Source organism: Ruegeria sp. B10 (genome assembly GCF_056539825.1).
Genome location: NZ_JBQFVP010000005.1, coordinates 19,218 through 33,435, shown reverse-complemented (window position 1 = coordinate 33,435; position 14,218 = coordinate 19,218). Strand labels below are relative to the sequence as shown.

Annotated in this window: 12 protein-coding genes; 8 read left to right on the top strand and 4 right to left on the bottom strand. The window is 59.5% G+C overall.

Annotation, left to right across the window (positions count from 1 at the left end):
* The first annotated feature begins 35 nt into the window (after positions 1-35).
* Together ispG and ACR0J4_RS08120 are read left to right on the top strand one after the other, a co-directional pair.
* Positions 36-1,157: a flavodoxin-dependent (E)-4-hydroxy-3-methylbut-2-enyl-diphosphate synthase gene (ispG, locus tag ACR0J4_RS08125; RefSeq protein WP_170640739.1), complete on the top strand. Its 1,122-nt coding sequence runs from the start codon at positions 36-38 to the stop codon at positions 1,155-1,157.
* Positions 1,158-1,439: 282 nt separating this feature from the next.
* Positions 1,440-1,817 (top strand): hypothetical protein, encoded by a 378-nt coding sequence (locus ACR0J4_RS08120; protein WP_170640737.1) that lies wholly within the window; start codon positions 1,440-1,442, stop codon positions 1,815-1,817.
* A gap of 36 nt (positions 1,818-1,853) precedes the next feature.
* On the opposite strand, the gene ACR0J4_RS08115 is transcribed toward ACR0J4_RS08120, so the two are convergent.
* A complete protein-coding gene (locus ACR0J4_RS08115; protein ID WP_170373987.1) occupies positions 1,854-2,612 on the bottom strand; it encodes a DsbA family protein in 759 nt (252 codons plus the stop codon).
* Positions 2,609-3,991, bottom strand: coding sequence for a M48 family metalloprotease (locus ACR0J4_RS08110; protein WP_170553192.1), 1,383 nt, complete (start codon positions 3,989-3,991; stop codon positions 2,609-2,611). Before ACR0J4_RS08110 ends, ACR0J4_RS08115 begins: the two co-directional genes overlap by 4 nt.
* On the opposite strand from ACR0J4_RS08110, the gene ACR0J4_RS08105 reads away from it, so the two are divergent.
* The 6 genes from ACR0J4_RS08105 to ACR0J4_RS08080 all read left to right on the top strand — a co-directional run bounded on the left by ACR0J4_RS08105 (position 3,990) and on the right by ACR0J4_RS08080 (position 12,646).
* Positions 3,990-5,150 carry an aminotransferase class I/II-fold pyridoxal phosphate-dependent enzyme gene (locus ACR0J4_RS08105; protein WP_170553195.1) on the top strand — a complete coding sequence of 387 codons (1,161 nt, stop codon included), beginning with the start codon at positions 3,990-3,992 and terminating at the stop codon, positions 5,148-5,150. The genes ACR0J4_RS08110 and ACR0J4_RS08105 overlap by 2 nt on opposite strands.
* Positions 5,151-5,216: 66 nt before the next feature.
* Positions 5,217-6,437, top strand: coding sequence for an N-acetylmuramoyl-L-alanine amidase (locus ACR0J4_RS08100; RefSeq protein WP_170640735.1), 1,221 nt, complete (start codon positions 5,217-5,219; stop codon positions 6,435-6,437).
* A 94-nt stretch (positions 6,438-6,531) separates the two neighbouring features.
* On the top strand, positions 6,532-9,021 hold the full coding sequence (locus ACR0J4_RS08095; protein ID WP_170640733.1) for a PBP1A family penicillin-binding protein: 2,490 nt from the start codon (positions 6,532-6,534) through the stop codon (positions 9,019-9,021).
* Positions 9,022-9,133: 112 nt separating this feature from the next.
* Positions 9,134-10,258 carry a peptide chain release factor 2 gene (gene prfB / locus ACR0J4_RS08090; RefSeq protein WP_170640731.1) on the top strand — a complete coding sequence of 375 codons (1,125 nt, stop codon included), beginning with the start codon at positions 9,134-9,136 and terminating at the stop codon, positions 10,256-10,258.
* Positions 10,259-10,448: 190 nt separating this feature from the next.
* A complete protein-coding gene (locus ACR0J4_RS08085) occupies positions 10,449-11,849 on the top strand; it encodes an amidase (protein ID WP_170640729.1) in 1,401 nt (466 codons plus the stop codon).
* Between the two features lie 23 nt (positions 11,850-11,872).
* Entirely contained in the window at positions 11,873-12,646 is a 774-nt protein-coding gene (locus ACR0J4_RS08080) for a DUF2189 domain-containing protein (protein WP_170640727.1), read from the top strand.
* Here ACR0J4_RS08080 and ACR0J4_RS08075 read toward each other — a convergent pair.
* Positions 12,643-13,344 (bottom strand): helix-turn-helix domain-containing protein, encoded by a 702-nt coding sequence (locus ACR0J4_RS08075; protein WP_170640725.1) that lies wholly within the window; start codon positions 13,342-13,344, stop codon positions 12,643-12,645. The genes ACR0J4_RS08080 and ACR0J4_RS08075 overlap by 4 nt on opposite strands.
* A 284-nt stretch (positions 13,345-13,628) precedes the next feature.
* Complete coding sequence (gene ilvN / locus ACR0J4_RS08070) at positions 13,629-14,189, bottom strand: acetolactate synthase small subunit (protein WP_170373979.1); 561 nt, start codon at positions 14,187-14,189, stop codon at positions 13,629-13,631.
* Positions 14,190-14,218: the final 29 nt, after the last annotated feature.

The following is a 14,218-nucleotide window of genomic DNA, read 5'->3' as shown; positions in this document are numbered from 1 at the left end:
TATGAGGCAACCTAGGCAGATGCGGACCTCTCTTCATGTCGCTCAACCACGTACGTCCCTGGCGCGATATCTACCGCCGCAAATCCCGTCAGATCATGGTCGGCAACGTGCCGGTCGGAGGCGATGCTCCCATTGCTGTTCAGACCATGACCAACACCCTGACCACTGATGTGGCAGCAACGGTCGCGCAGGTTCAGGCGGCGGCTGAGGCCGGGGCCGATATCGTGCGGGTTTCCGTTCCGGATGAGGACTCGGCCAAGGCGCTGAGGGAGGTCGTGCGTGAAAGCCCGGTTCCCATCGTGGCCGACATTCACTTTCATTATCGCCGTGGCATCGAAGCGGCAGAGGCCGGCGCGGCCTGTCTGCGGATCAATCCGGGCAATATCGGCAACGAACACCGCGTGAAAGAGGTCATCAAGGCCGCAAGGGACCACAACTGCTCGATCCGGATCGGAGTGAATGCAGGCTCGTTAGAGCGGCACCTGCTTGAGAAATATGGCGAACCCTGTCCCGAAGCGATGGTCGAGAGCGGGTTGGAACATATCCGCATTCTGCAGGACAATGATTTCCACGAATTCAAGATCAGCGTGAAGGCCAGCGATGTTTTCCTGTCGGCTGCAGCCTATCAGGGCATTGCTGAGGCCACGGATGCCCCCATACACCTTGGCATCACCGAGGCCGGAGGGTTGGTCAGCGGCACCATCAAATCCGCCATCGGGCTAGGTAACCTGCTGTGGATGGGGATCGGAGATACGATCCGCGTCAGCCTGTCCGCCGACCCGGTCGAAGAGGTCAAGGTTGGCTTTGAAATCCTGAAATCCCTGGGCCTGCGCCATCGCGGCGTCAACATCATCTCATGCCCCTCCTGCGCGCGACAGGGATTCGACGTTATCAAAACCGTCGAGGCGCTGGAGCACCGCCTGGAACACATCAAAACGCCGATGTCCCTGTCGATCATCGGTTGCGTGGTCAACGGCCCGGGCGAGGCGCTGATGACCGACGTCGGCTTTACCGGCGGCGGAGCAGGGTCGGGCATGGTCTATCTCGCAGGTAAGGCTAGCCACAAGATGTCGAACGACCAGATGATCGATCACATCGTGAAAGAGGTGGAGAAGAAGGCAGCCGAATTAGATGCAACGGCTGAGGCCGCCGAGTAGTTATCTGAGATTCATAGCATCATGCCATGTTCTGGCCTGATTTGCCGTTACTAGTAGCAGCAAAGGAATGAATTTCAGGAGCAGTGAGTATTGAAACTCAAAGCGATTTGCGCGGGGCTTTTGGCCACCGCTTTGACTGCATGTAGCAGCCCTTCAAGCGACTATAACAAGCGGCCGGGCGCCTTTCATGTCCCGGTTCCGCCAACGCAGGGAACTCAGCTCGGGTACTTGTCCGTCAACGTATCAGGGTTCAATGAGAATGGAACCACGACGCGCGCCGACGTGCGTATCAGCCCAGGCGGGAGGGGCAAACCAAAGGACAGCCTCACGCCGGTCATTACAGTTGATCCGCAGCTGACGTCTCGGGTTGCTTTGTCGTTGCGCGATGGTCGCGATGCCAAAGCGGCGTTTACGTTTGCGCAACAGATTGCTTGGGGCACCTATTGCCCGTCTGGGCCGATCACTGAAAATATCGGAATCCGCAAATACACCGATCCGCAGGACTTGCAGGCAATCCTGACAGAAAGCCAAAGGCAGGGACGTGATGTTATTCCCGCCGGTATTAAGGGTGAAGCAGTTCCGGCGACTGATTTCAGGTCGAACGGCACGCCGACATGGATCGTGTCCATGAAATGCGACGCGCCATTTCCCTTCGATTAGAATAGAGAAAGGGGCGGTATGACCGCCCCGTGCAAGTTACCCTTGTTCAGCCCGCACTCCGTCTGCGATCTGTTGCATCTGATCCGCTGGTAGGAAGCCGCGCAGCATTTCGGTGCCTAGAACAAAGGACGGCGTGCCGGTGATCTGCATCCGTTGTGCCAGCTCTCGGGTGCGAGTGATCTCTTCGGTGACCTGGTTGCTGTCCATCGCGGCGATGATGGCGTCGCTGTCTAGCCCAAGCCCGTCCGAGATGCGGCGCAGGGTCACTTCGCTGGGTTCTCCGCTGAATTCCATAAGGGCGTCGTGGACCTGTTTATAGGCGTCATCCCCGGCGACATGTTTAGTCGCCACGGCAAAACGCGAGGACAGAACCGAGGCATCGCCAAGAATCGGGAACTCTTTGATCACAAGACGGATATTGCCGTCTTCGGCCAACAGGCTGGCCACCTCGGGCACGGCGCGGCGGCAATAGCCGCAACGGTAGTCCATGAACTCGACCAGGGTGATGTCGCCATCCGGATTGCCGCCCACCCAGCTATAGCCGTCATTGAACAGCTCATCCGCGTTCGAAGCGACCAGATCGCGGTCGGCTTGTTCCTGGGTCGCTGCGTTGCGCTCCTCCAGAATGGTGATCGCCTCGATGATCACTTCGGGGTTCTCCAGCAGATACTCGCGCACCTGTGCTCCGAACTCGGCCTTTTCGGCATCGCTGAGCGCATTGAGGTCCAGCGCCTGCGCCGAAGTCGATATCAGGGAAAGTCCCAAAAGGGCGGGGGCTGCATGTTTCAGGATCATTTGCGTTTCCTTTTCGCTTTCTCTGCGCGTTTCGAGGCAATCAACACATCTTGTGCCCTTTGCCAACCCGGTGAGCCTTCGGGAAGTTGCCCGATGGCCCGTCTTGCGTGAATGCCTGCATCGGCCAACCGGCCCTGCAAGGCGTATCGTTCTGCGGTGACGGTCGAAGCCATCCCGTTATTGCCAACCTTGGAATAGGCAACTCCCAGATCACGCATAAGCCGCGCGTTGCGGTAGTCGCGGGCGCGGGCTTTCTCAAGCGCTTCCAACGCCGTGTCGGTCTGGCCTTGTAGCAGCAGCGCCCGTCCGTATCCGGCAAGGATCAGCGCGTCGTGCGGCGCCATTTCAACCGCTTGGGCATATGCATTAACAGCCTCCGATAATTGCCTGTTTTCCAGAAGGATTTGGCCTTTCAGTTCGTAGTAAAAGGGATCCTCGGGCCGAATTTTCAAGGCTTCATCTATCGCCGCGCGCGCACGGGCCAGATCGCGATTCTGGTGATGGGCCGACGCCTCGCGCATCATTCTGATGTCGTACGCCGTTTCCTCTTTCGCGCGGCGCATTGTCCAGCTCGGGGAGCGCAGGAAGGCCGAGAGCTTACCTTTGACCCGTGCAAACCAATAGTCGGCGGTTTCATTGGGTTGGGCCTGATCGCCGAACTCGTCCAGAAACGCCTCAGCCGCGCGCAGGCGATCCCGGCTGGTGGGGTGCGAGCGCATATAGGGGTCCTGATTGGCCGTGCTCAGCAATTCTTGCCCTGCGAATTTGCGGTGGATCGCGACCATCCCCTTGGGTGAGATTCCAGCCCACCGAAGATAGCTGGCCGCGCTGCGATCGGCTGAGGCTTCCTCGGCCCGTGTGTGCCCCAAAAAGCCGCGAATGGCCGCGCCTTGCGTCCCGGCTGCAATCCCGGCGGCGGCTTCCCCTCCGCCCGCCGCGGCTGCGATCAGAGCAAGCGCCGTGCCTAGGCTTGCCTTGCGCTGTGCGTCTTGTAGGTTTTGGTGACGGCGGGCCAGATGACCGTTGGCGATATGGGCGGCCTCGTGGGCGATGACGGCTTGCAGCATTTCGGGGCTGTCGACCGACAGGATCAGGCCGTAGTTCAGGTAGATCGCGTTGTAGTCGATCACGAAGGCGTTGAAGGTGTTGTCGTTGACTACAAGAATACGCACCTGATTGGTGCTTAGCCCGGCGGCACGCAGCACCGGAAAGGCCAGTTCGCGCAGGCCGAATTCGATATCGGGGTCGCGGATCAGGCTTTGGGCGTGGCTCTGCGCTGCCGCCGTCAGCCAGAGGACAGCCGCTAGTATCAGGGCTGGGATTGACGCCAGCCGGGATACGCGTTCAAAAGCCATGGCTGCAACATGGGAGATGGGCATGAGAAACTCAACCCGGTCCGGGGTCGATCCGTTTATTGTGATGGACGTGATGGAGGCCGCGCGCAAAGCCGAAGAGGCCGGACGCCAAATCATTCATATGGAGGTCGGCCAGCCCGGAACCGGCGCCCCGAAAGGTGCGACCGAAGCCCTCGCCAAGGCAATGGAGCAAGGCCCGTTGGGCTATACCGTCGCGCTTGGGCTGCCCGCCTTGCGCCAGCGGATCGCGCAGATGTATGGCGAGTGGTACAATGTCGATCTGAACCCCGAACGGGTCGTAGTAACGCCGGGGTCTTCCGGCGGGTTCTTGCTGGCCTTTACCGCGTTGTTCGACAGCGGGGATCGCGTGGGGATCGGTGCGCCGGGCTATCCGTCCTACCGTCAGATCCTCAAAGCGCTTGGGTTGGTGCCCGTCGACCTGCCGACCTTGCCCGAGAATCGGCTGCAACCGGCGCCTTCAGATTTCGCCGGGCTTGATCTTCAGGGCCTGATGGTTGCGTCCCCAGCCAACCCGACCGGCACCATGTTGGATCATGCCTCGATGGGCGCGTTGATCGATGCCGCGCAGGGGCAAGGTGCCTCGTTCATCAGTGACGAAATCTACCACGGGCTGGAATATGAGGCCAAAGCCGTCACCGCGCTGGAGCTGACGGATGAGTGCTATGTGATCAACTCGTTCTCGAAATATTTCTCGATGACCGGTTGGCGCGTCGGTTGGATGGTCGTTCCCGAGGATCAGGTCCGAGTGGTTGAGCGGATCGCCCAGAACATGTTCATTTGCGCGCCCCATGCCAGCCAAGTCGCCGCCTTGGCCGCGATGGATTGCGATGAGGAGCTGCAGGCCAATCTCGATGTTTACCGCCGCAACCGCGAGCTGATGCTCGTAGGGCTGCCAAAAGCCGGTTTCACGAATATCGCGCCACCTGACGGGGCATTCTACGTCTATGCCGATGTCTCTGACCTGACAGATGACAGCCGCGCCTTTGCAGCCGAGATTCTGGAAAAGGCCGGTGTCGCCGTCACGCCAGGTTTGGACTTCGATCCTGAGCGCGGACATACGACCCTGCGATTCTCCTACGCAAGGGCCACTGCCGATATTCAGGACGGGTTAGAGCGTCTGCGCAGCTTCATGGCCGAACGCGGCGCGTTGCAGCCGGTGTAAAGCGTTCACAAGAGGGGGCGGATGCGCTAGGGTCACGCTCAAACGATCTCGGGAAAACTTGAGGCCATGAGCAGGATTTTCTATTGCATCGCGCTGATCTGGGCGCTGTCCGGTGCCGCATTGGCGCAGGACTTCACTGCGTTGGCGCGCGTGCAGCCGGACCAAAGCCGCATCATCGATTCCGGTCGCACGGCGGTTCAGGTCGACCTTGGCGTCAGTCAGGGGGTGCCTTACCGCATTTTCACGCTGCGCGATCCCTACCGCATGGTTCTCGACTTTCAGGAGGTCGACTGGACCGGCCTCAACGCCGAAGAATTTCTGCAAACCGACCGGATAAGCGGCGTGCAGTTCGGGGCCTATGTCCCCGGCTGGTCCCGTATGGTGCTGGAACTGGGCGCACCGATGGCGGTGGACACGGCCGAGTTGCGTTTGGATGAGGCCTCGGGCGCGGCGCTGTTGACCCTTCAATTGGTCGGTACCGATTTTGACACGTTCAACGCGTCCGCTGGCGTGCCGCAGAACCACGGCTGGGATCTTCCAGAACCCGCCGTCACCACGTCCGAGTTCCCGCGCAATGTGGCGCAGGTCATGCGGGTGATGCTGGACCCCGGCCATGGCGGTATCGACCCGGGCGCCGAATTCGGTGGCATTGACGAGAAAACCATGATGCTGACCTTCGCGCGTGAGCTACGTGAATTACTATTAAGGTCAGGTGGTTACGAGGTGGTGCTGACGCGGGTCGAGGATCAGTTCGTCTCACTAGAGCGTCGTATCGCTTTGGCACACAGGGCGGGTGCAGATGTGTTCATCTCGCTGCATGCCGATTCCCTCTCTGACGGGCAGGCCCACGGCGCGGCGGTCTATACCTTGTCCGAGGATGCCTCGGACGTGGCCAGCGTCAAACTGGCCGAGCGCCACGATCGGGGCGATCTTTTGTCCGGGGTCGATCTGAACGGGGCAGATGATCAGGTCGCCGATGTGCTGCTGGATATGGCGCGGCAGGAGACCAAACCCCGCACAACATCGCTTGCAGGCGCGATTGCCAATGGGATGGCGCAACAGGGCGGGCCGATGAATCGCAAACCGCTGCGCACAGCCTCATTCTCGGTGCTGAAGGCGGCGGATATCCCGTCTGTTCTGGTCGAGCTCGGGTTTCTTTCCAGCCCCAGAGACCTGAAAAACATCAAAAATCCCGAATGGCGCGCCAAAATGGCGCTGGGAATCTATCAGGGGCTCGAGGACTGGCGGCAGCAAGATGTGATCAGACGGTCCATGATTGGACAGTGACCTGACGACGCAAAACGGCTAGAATGCGCTTGTGGTTTTGACCCTCGGGCTTGGCATCCCTATATAGGCGGCAGCGCGAAAAAAAGGCAGTGACGTGATCCGGTTCATTCTATCGATTTTCGGGGCAGTTTTCAGCCTCGTGACTTTGGGTATCTTCATGGTTGCGCTGGTGATCGGCGCGGTCTTCTGGATGTATGGCCGCGACCTGCCCAGCCACGAGTCGCTGGCCCAATATAAGCCGCCCACGATCAGCCGGATCTATTCCGGCGAGGGGCAGTTGATCGACGAATTCGCTCAGGAGCGCCGTCTGTTCACCCCGTCCGAGGAAATCCCCGATCTGGTGAAACAGGCCTTCATTTCTGCGGAAGACAAGAATTTCTACACCCATCAAGGCTATGACCCGCGCGGCATCATCGCTGCCGGTGTTGAAGCTGTGCGCACCAAGGGAGAGACCGTGCGCGGGGCCTCAACCATCACCCAGCAGGTGATGAAGAACTTCCTGTTGTCAGGCGACCGCCGGGCCGAGCGTAAGATCAAGGAAATCATCCTCGCCACTCGGCTTGAGGATACGCTCGACAAGGAACAGATCCTCGAGCTTTACATGAACGAGATCTTTCTGGGTCAGAACTCCTATGGTGTGACCGCCGCGGCGCAGACCTATTTCAACAAGACCCTGCAGGAACTGGCCCCGCATGAGGCCGCGATGCTGGCCGCGATGCCCAAGGCACCGTCGGACTATCACCCGGTCCGTCAAAAGGAACGCCTGCTGGCCCGCCGCAACTATGTTCTGCGCGAGATGAACCAGAACGGTTACATTGATCAGGCGACCTATGAAACCGAGGTAGAGATGCCTTTGCGTTCGGTCCAAAACGGGGATTTCGAAAGCTTCCGCACTGCCTTGCCGCCGCGCGATTACTTCACCGATGAAATCCGCCGTCAGCTGAGCGAAGACTTTGGTGAGGGTGAGTTCTTTACGGGCGGCTTCACCGTACGCGCTTCGGTCGACGAGGAAATGCAGGTCGAAGCGGCCCGCGCGCTACGTGAGGCGTTGCAGAAATACGACCTGTCCCGCGGCAGATGGCGTGGCACGGGAGAGGTGATCGCCGAAGAACAGCTGGCGGATGAAGCCCAGTGGCGCGATGCGCTGGCGCAGATGGAGATTCCCCGTGACGTTGTACTGCCGACCCAATGGTATCCCGCCGTTGTGCTGGACGTGGCCGAGCAACAATTGACGGTGGGCATCGAGGATGGCCCCTCCGACGGCACTATTCCTCGCTCTGACATCAAGTGGATGCAGGGCAACTTCTTCGATAATTTCAAACGCGGCGATGTGATCCTAGTCATGGCCGGGGAAGAGGGCCAATGGTCCGCCCGTCAGGTGCCCGAAGTGCAGGGTGGCTTTGTCGCGATGGACGTGAACTCGGGCCGCGTTCTGGCGATGCAGGGTGGGTTCTCGTATCAAGATACCGTGTTCAACCGCGCCACGCAGGCGCAGCGTCAGCCAGGGTCCTCGTTCAAGCCGTTCGTTTACGCGGCTGCGCTGGACAGTGGCTATAGCCCCGCAACAATCGTTGTGGACGCTCCGATTGAGGTGAATACTCCTCAGGGCCTGTGGCGCCCTAAAAACTCGTCGAACAAATTCTACGGCCCGACGCCACTGCGCACCGGGATCGAACAGTCTCGGAACCTGATGACCATCCGTCTGGCCCAAGAGGTCACAATGCCGGTGGTCGCAGGCTATGCGGAACGGTTCGGCGTCTATGACCGGATGGGTGCGTTTCTAGCCAACTCGCTCGGGTCCGAAGAAACCACGCTGTATAAAATGGTTGCGGCTTACGCGATGTTCGCAAATGGGGGTGAGCGGGTCGAGCCTACTCTGGTCGACCGGATTCAGGACCGCTTTGGTAAGACGATCTATCGCCATGACGATCGCCAGTGCCTCGATTGCAACTCGACCTGGCTGGAGCCAAACGAGTCGCCGACCATTGAGACCAACCGCTCTCAGGTCATGGATGCGATAACCGCGTATCAGCTGACTTCGATGATGAAGGGTGTTGTGGATCGCGGGACGGCGTCGCGCTATGTCAAACTGCCGGTGCCGACGGCAGGCAAGACCGGAACCACCAACGAATCCAAGGATGCGTGGTTCATTGGCTTCACCTCGAACATCGTTGCCGGTTGCTATATCGGCTATGACCGTCCGCGTCCGATGGGCCGGGGGGCTTATGGCGGCACCATGTGCGGGCCGGTCTTCCAGAGCTTCATGGAAAAAGCCGTTGAGAAATACGGCGGTGGTCCGTTCGAAGTGCCCGAGGGCGGTCACTTCATCAAGATCGACCGTTTCAGTGGCGCGCGCCTGCCTGATGACGCATCCGGCGAATATGTCGTGGCCGAGTTCTTCCGGGATGGTGTGGATGGGTTTATCGACCGCGTTTATGACGGCGGCTTTGCCATCGGATCGGACCTTCCGCTGTTCGAAGAGGCGCAACGCGCAGGCGTTCAGGTCCAGACCTCGACAGGTAGCACCGTCACTGTTGGCCCCAAAGCCTCGCAAGGGGATTTGAGTACCGGCGGCCTTTACTGATCGCTTTGCAAAATCTCTGACGGCCAGACGTGCAATCCCGTCTGGCCCGTCTTGTGGTGGCCTTCTGCTCTTGCTATCACGCAGTCCTGTTTGACCAAGTTGGGGCAAGACCATGCGCGCCGAAACCCAGAATATCGTGGCGGAAATCGAAAAGTCGCTAGAGCTGCTGGCACAGCGCATGGACTACGAAACCGCGCCCCATCGGCTTGAGGAGTTCAATGCGCGAGTCGAGGATCCGAACCTATGGGACAGCCCCGAGAACGCACAGAAACTGATGCGCGAACGGCAGATGCTGGTCGACGCGATCGAGACCTACGAGTCCATCAAAACCGATCTCAGCGACAATATCGAGCTGATCGAGCTGGGCGAGTTGGAAGAGGATGAAGAGGTTGTTCAGGACGCCGAAGCCTCGATCAAGTCTCTGAAGGACAAAGCCGCTAAGAAAGAGCTGGAGGCTCTGCTCGATGGCGAGGCTGACAGCAACGATACCTTCCTCGAGATCAACTCGGGCGCGGGCGGGACCGAGAGCTGCGACTGGGCCTCGATGCTGGCGCGGATGTATGTGCGTTGGGCGGAGAAGAAGGGCTATACGGTCGAGCTGCAATCTGAGACCGCGGGCGAAGAAGCCGGGATCAAGTCGGCGGCCTACAAGATTTCCGGTCACAATGCCTATGGTTGGCTGAAATCGGAAAGCGGCGTGCATCGTCTGGTACGAATCTCGCCTTATGACTCGGCGGCCAAGCGGCATACCTCGTTCAGCTCGGTCTGGGTTTACCCCGTAGTCGACGACAATATCGAGATTGAGGTGAACCCAGCCGATATTCGGATTGATACCTATCGGTCCTCGGGCGCGGGTGGTCAGCACGTGAACACCACGGACTCGGCGGTGCGGATCACGCACATCCCGACCGGGATCGTAGTGACCTCATCCGAAAAGTCGCAGCACCAGAACCGCGATATCGCCATGAAGGCGCTGAAATCACGCCTTTACCAGCAAGAGCTGGACCGTCGGAACGCCGATATCAACGCGGCGCATGAGGCCAAGGGTGATGCGGGCTGGGGCAACCAGATCCGGTCTTACGTCTTGCAGCCTTATCAGATGGTGAAGGATCTGCGGACCAATCATGAGACTTCGGATACCAAAGGTGTTTTGGACGGAGATCTGGATGGGTTCATGGCGGCGACGCTGGCGTTGAACGTGGCGGGCAAAAGCCGGTCCGAGGCGCAGGGCGACTAAGTCTGGGCAGGGGGCGCTGCCCCCGCCGCGGCAAGCCGCGAGTCCCCTGAGATATTTTTAGCCAGATGAAGGGGATCCGGGTGGTGCTTAGCCATTCGGGAAAAGATGTATTTAAACAATGGGTTTTATTGGTCGGGGTGCGCGGCTAGGCTGGATTTGAACCAAACAGATCGAGGTGATTGAAACCCGGATGGATATCACTCAGCTTTCCGCAAAGGCGCTGGTCGATCAGCTGTCATCTGGTGCTGTTTCATCGGTCGAGGTGATGGCTGCGACGCTGGAGCGTATTGGGGCTGTAAATGGAGCGGTCAATGCGATTGTGGCTCTGCGCGACGCGGATGATCTGATGGCCGAGGCGGCGGCACTGGATGCGGGTCCGAAGCGGGGACCACTGCACGGGTTGCCGATTGCGGTGAAGGATCTGGTTAATGTCGCCGGGATAGTGTCATCGCAGGGATCGCCGCTGTTTCGCGATTTTGTACCCGAACAGGACGATCTGATTGCGGCGCGGATGCGCGCGGCGGGGGCGATCTTGATTGGCAAGACCAACTCACCCGAGTTCGGGCTTGGGTCGCACACGTTCAATCCGGTTTATGGCGCGACCCGGAACCCCTATGATGGTGGGCGCACATGTGGCGGGTCATCCGGTGGCGCGGCGGTTGCGTTGGCGACCGGGATGGTCGCATTGGCCGATGGTTCGGATATGATGGGAAGCCTGCGCAACCCGGCCGCGTGGAATAACGTCTATGGATTTCGCCCAAGTTGGGGGCGGGTACCTTCGGAGCCCGTTGGAGATGGGTTTCTGCATCAGTTGTCGACTCTGGGGCCAATGGCGCGCAGCCCCGAGGATCTGGGGTTATTGCTCGACGTGATCTCAGGCTCTGATCCTCGGTCTCCTTTGGTCGCGGATGCCGGGCACGTGAGTCCCGTTCAAGCCGCTGATCTGCGCGGGGCGCGGATTGGGTGGTTGGGAGATTGGGGCGGCGCATTTCCGGTTGAGGATGGCATTCTGGACCTTTGCCGCGATGCCCTACGCGTTTTCGAAGACCAAGGCGCAGTGGTCGAGGATGTGTCTCCGCCCTTCGATGCGGAAAAGATGTGGAACAGTTGGGTTACCCTGCGGTCCTGGGCCGTGGCGGCGGGACTGCAACCGTTGCAGGGCAATTCAGAGGCCTTGAAGGACAGCGCGCAGTGGGAGTTGGAGCGGGGCTTGGCGCTATCCGCGATGCAGGTGCATGAGGCCAGCGTTACCCGGTCGGAGTGGTTCCGGCGGGCGGCAGAGCTGTTTCAGGACTACGATGCTTTGGTTCTGCCGGCCGCACAGGTCTGGCCCTTCGATATCGAGACGCCGTATCCGCGTAAGATCGTGGGGCGGGCGATGGATACCTATCATCGCTGGATGCAGGTAACAGTGCCGGTCAGCCTGATTGGTTTGCCCTGTCTGGCTGTGCCTGCGGGGTTCGGAGCGGACGGCCTGCCAATGGGCTTTCAGCTATTTGGGCCCAAAGGGTCGGATGCGCGGCTGCTGTCCATGGGTGAGGTGTATCACGAGGCGACGACATGGCCGCAGAAAAGGCCCGCGATGAGATAGGGTCAGACGGGGAGGAGAAACAGATGGAAAGACCTTTCGGAGCGCCTCAGATGCGCCCTGTTGACAGTGGGATGCTGAAACAGGCGATGCGGCGGGCGTGGGTTGACCTTCGCAGGGCGCCACTGTTCGGCTTGATTTTTGCGGGATTCTATGTGCTGGCGGGCTGGGCCATCGCATGGGTAACTATCCAGTCGGGAACAAGCTATTGGCTGGTCCTCGCCGCAATCGGGTTTCCTCTAATCGGGCCATTTGCGGCGGTCGGGCTCTATGAGGTGTCGCGTCGCCTGGAGGCGGGGCAGGAGCTTGATTTCAAGGCGATATTCGGGGTCGTTTTGCAACAGAGCCGTCGCCAGTTGCCCTCAATCTGCGCGATCATCGTAGTGATGTTTCTGTTCTGGTTCTTTCTGGGCCATATGATCTTTGCCCTGTTTATGGGGCTGTCGACGCTGACGAACGTATCCTCTTCGCTCGAGGTATATCTGACGGCAAACGGGTTGATGATGCTGGCCGTAGGGTCGGCCGTCGGGGCGGTCTTTGCCACCATCCTCTATATGATCACCGTGCTGTCCATCCCGATGCTGCTGGACCGCGAGCTGGATTTTGTGACGGCAATGATCGAAAGTTTCTCCTACGTGAGGGACAACTTTCCGGTCATGATCGGGTGGGGCATTTTCATTGCCCTGCTGACGTTTGTCGCGATGGTGCCATGGTTCTTGGGACTGCTGCTGGTGCTGCCGCTTTTAGGCCATGCAAGCTGGCACCTGTACCGCCTGATCTGCGAGGATGACCCGAGTTAGCGCCGTTCGTCGGGCCTGTGGGCCCGCATCAGCTTGCGCGCGACACCAAGCGCATCTGCTGCATCCTGCCCCAACCGGGTCAGGGTCACGGGGCGCGCGTCGTCTTTGTCCGGGCGGGTGTAGCTTGTGCCTTGCCAGAGGGTATCTTTCTTGCTGACCACATAGACCCGGCTGTTCTGGCCGTTACGACCGGAAATCAGCATGTAGACATAGTCGCCGGAACAGCTTGCTATGCCGCGCACCTCTCGGGCCATGGATGGGCTGCCGGGCATGGCGCTGCGCGGTGTGAAGCCGCGGATCAACGTGCATTGCGGCAGCCGTTTGGCGTGCAAAACGATGGACGTTCGGGTGTCCGTCGCCGCATAAAACCCCGGGGAAAAGGTGCAGTCGTGGGTGGCCTGAGCGCCCGAGCCGAGGAATTGCGTCAGAGTGGCGTTCACATGATGCGTATTGGCATCCGGGATGTCGTCAAGCGGGGTGAGAACGATACGGGCATCCACATCAAAGAAGCGACACATCCGGTCCAGAACATCCGCGCGCGGAAAGCTCTCGCCCGCAAGATATCTGTTGAATTGAGTTCGGTTGATGCCCAGTTCGCGGCACAATGCTGAAATCGAAGGGTAGTCTCGTGCTAAGCGTCTTAGGTTTGCACCGAACACGGCGCGAAGTTCGTCCGGGCTGCGCGTATCCTCTGGCATCCGTTCCCCCTGCATCGGCGGTTTCAGTCGTGAAAACAGCGGTGCAGATCGGCAGACCGGATGTGTGACCGAAATCGTAAAGATGACCCCAAAGCAACGTTTCCCCACGCCGCGTTGCATCTAGGATGCTAATCCGACGTTGGATAAAGGCAATAGGTTTTTGTCTGCTCGGGGTAATCTATACGATTAATTTGCAGGCTTTTTTGCGCAAAGCATCAAATAGATACTTCGCAATGCAGAAAAGCGAAAGGTCCCGACGATGCCCTGCCGGGACCAGGTTGCTGTCAGTCGCCGCGCAACAGCGCGGCAACACCAGTTCTGGCAATTTCGACCAGACCCAGAGGGCGCATCAGGTCAGCAAATGCGTCGATTTTGTCGGGGGCACCCGTGATCTCGAAAATGAACGAGTTCAACGTGCTGTCGACCACATTGGCGCGGAAGATATCGGCCAGACGCAGTGCCTCGACCCGTTTGTCACCTTCGCCAACGACCTTAATTATCGCCAGTTCCCGCTCGACCGAGGGGCCTTCGACCGTCAGATCATGGACTTCGTGAACCGGCACGATACGGCCCAATTGGGTCTTGATCTGTTCAATCACCTGCGGGGTACCGGTGGTTACGATGGTGATGCGGCTGAGGTGTCCTGTATGGTCGACCTCGGCCACGGTCAGGCTTTCGATGTTGTAGCCACGGCCCGAGAACAGGCCGATCACGCGGGCCAGAACGCCCGGCTCGTTCTCGACCAGCACCGCGATCGTATGGCGTTCCTGCACGTCCGAAAAGGTCGGGCGTAGGTTATAGGCCGAATGGCGCGTAGAGCCTTTTTTGATATGTAGGGCAGACATTTACGTCCCTTTCATCATCTTGCGAAAAC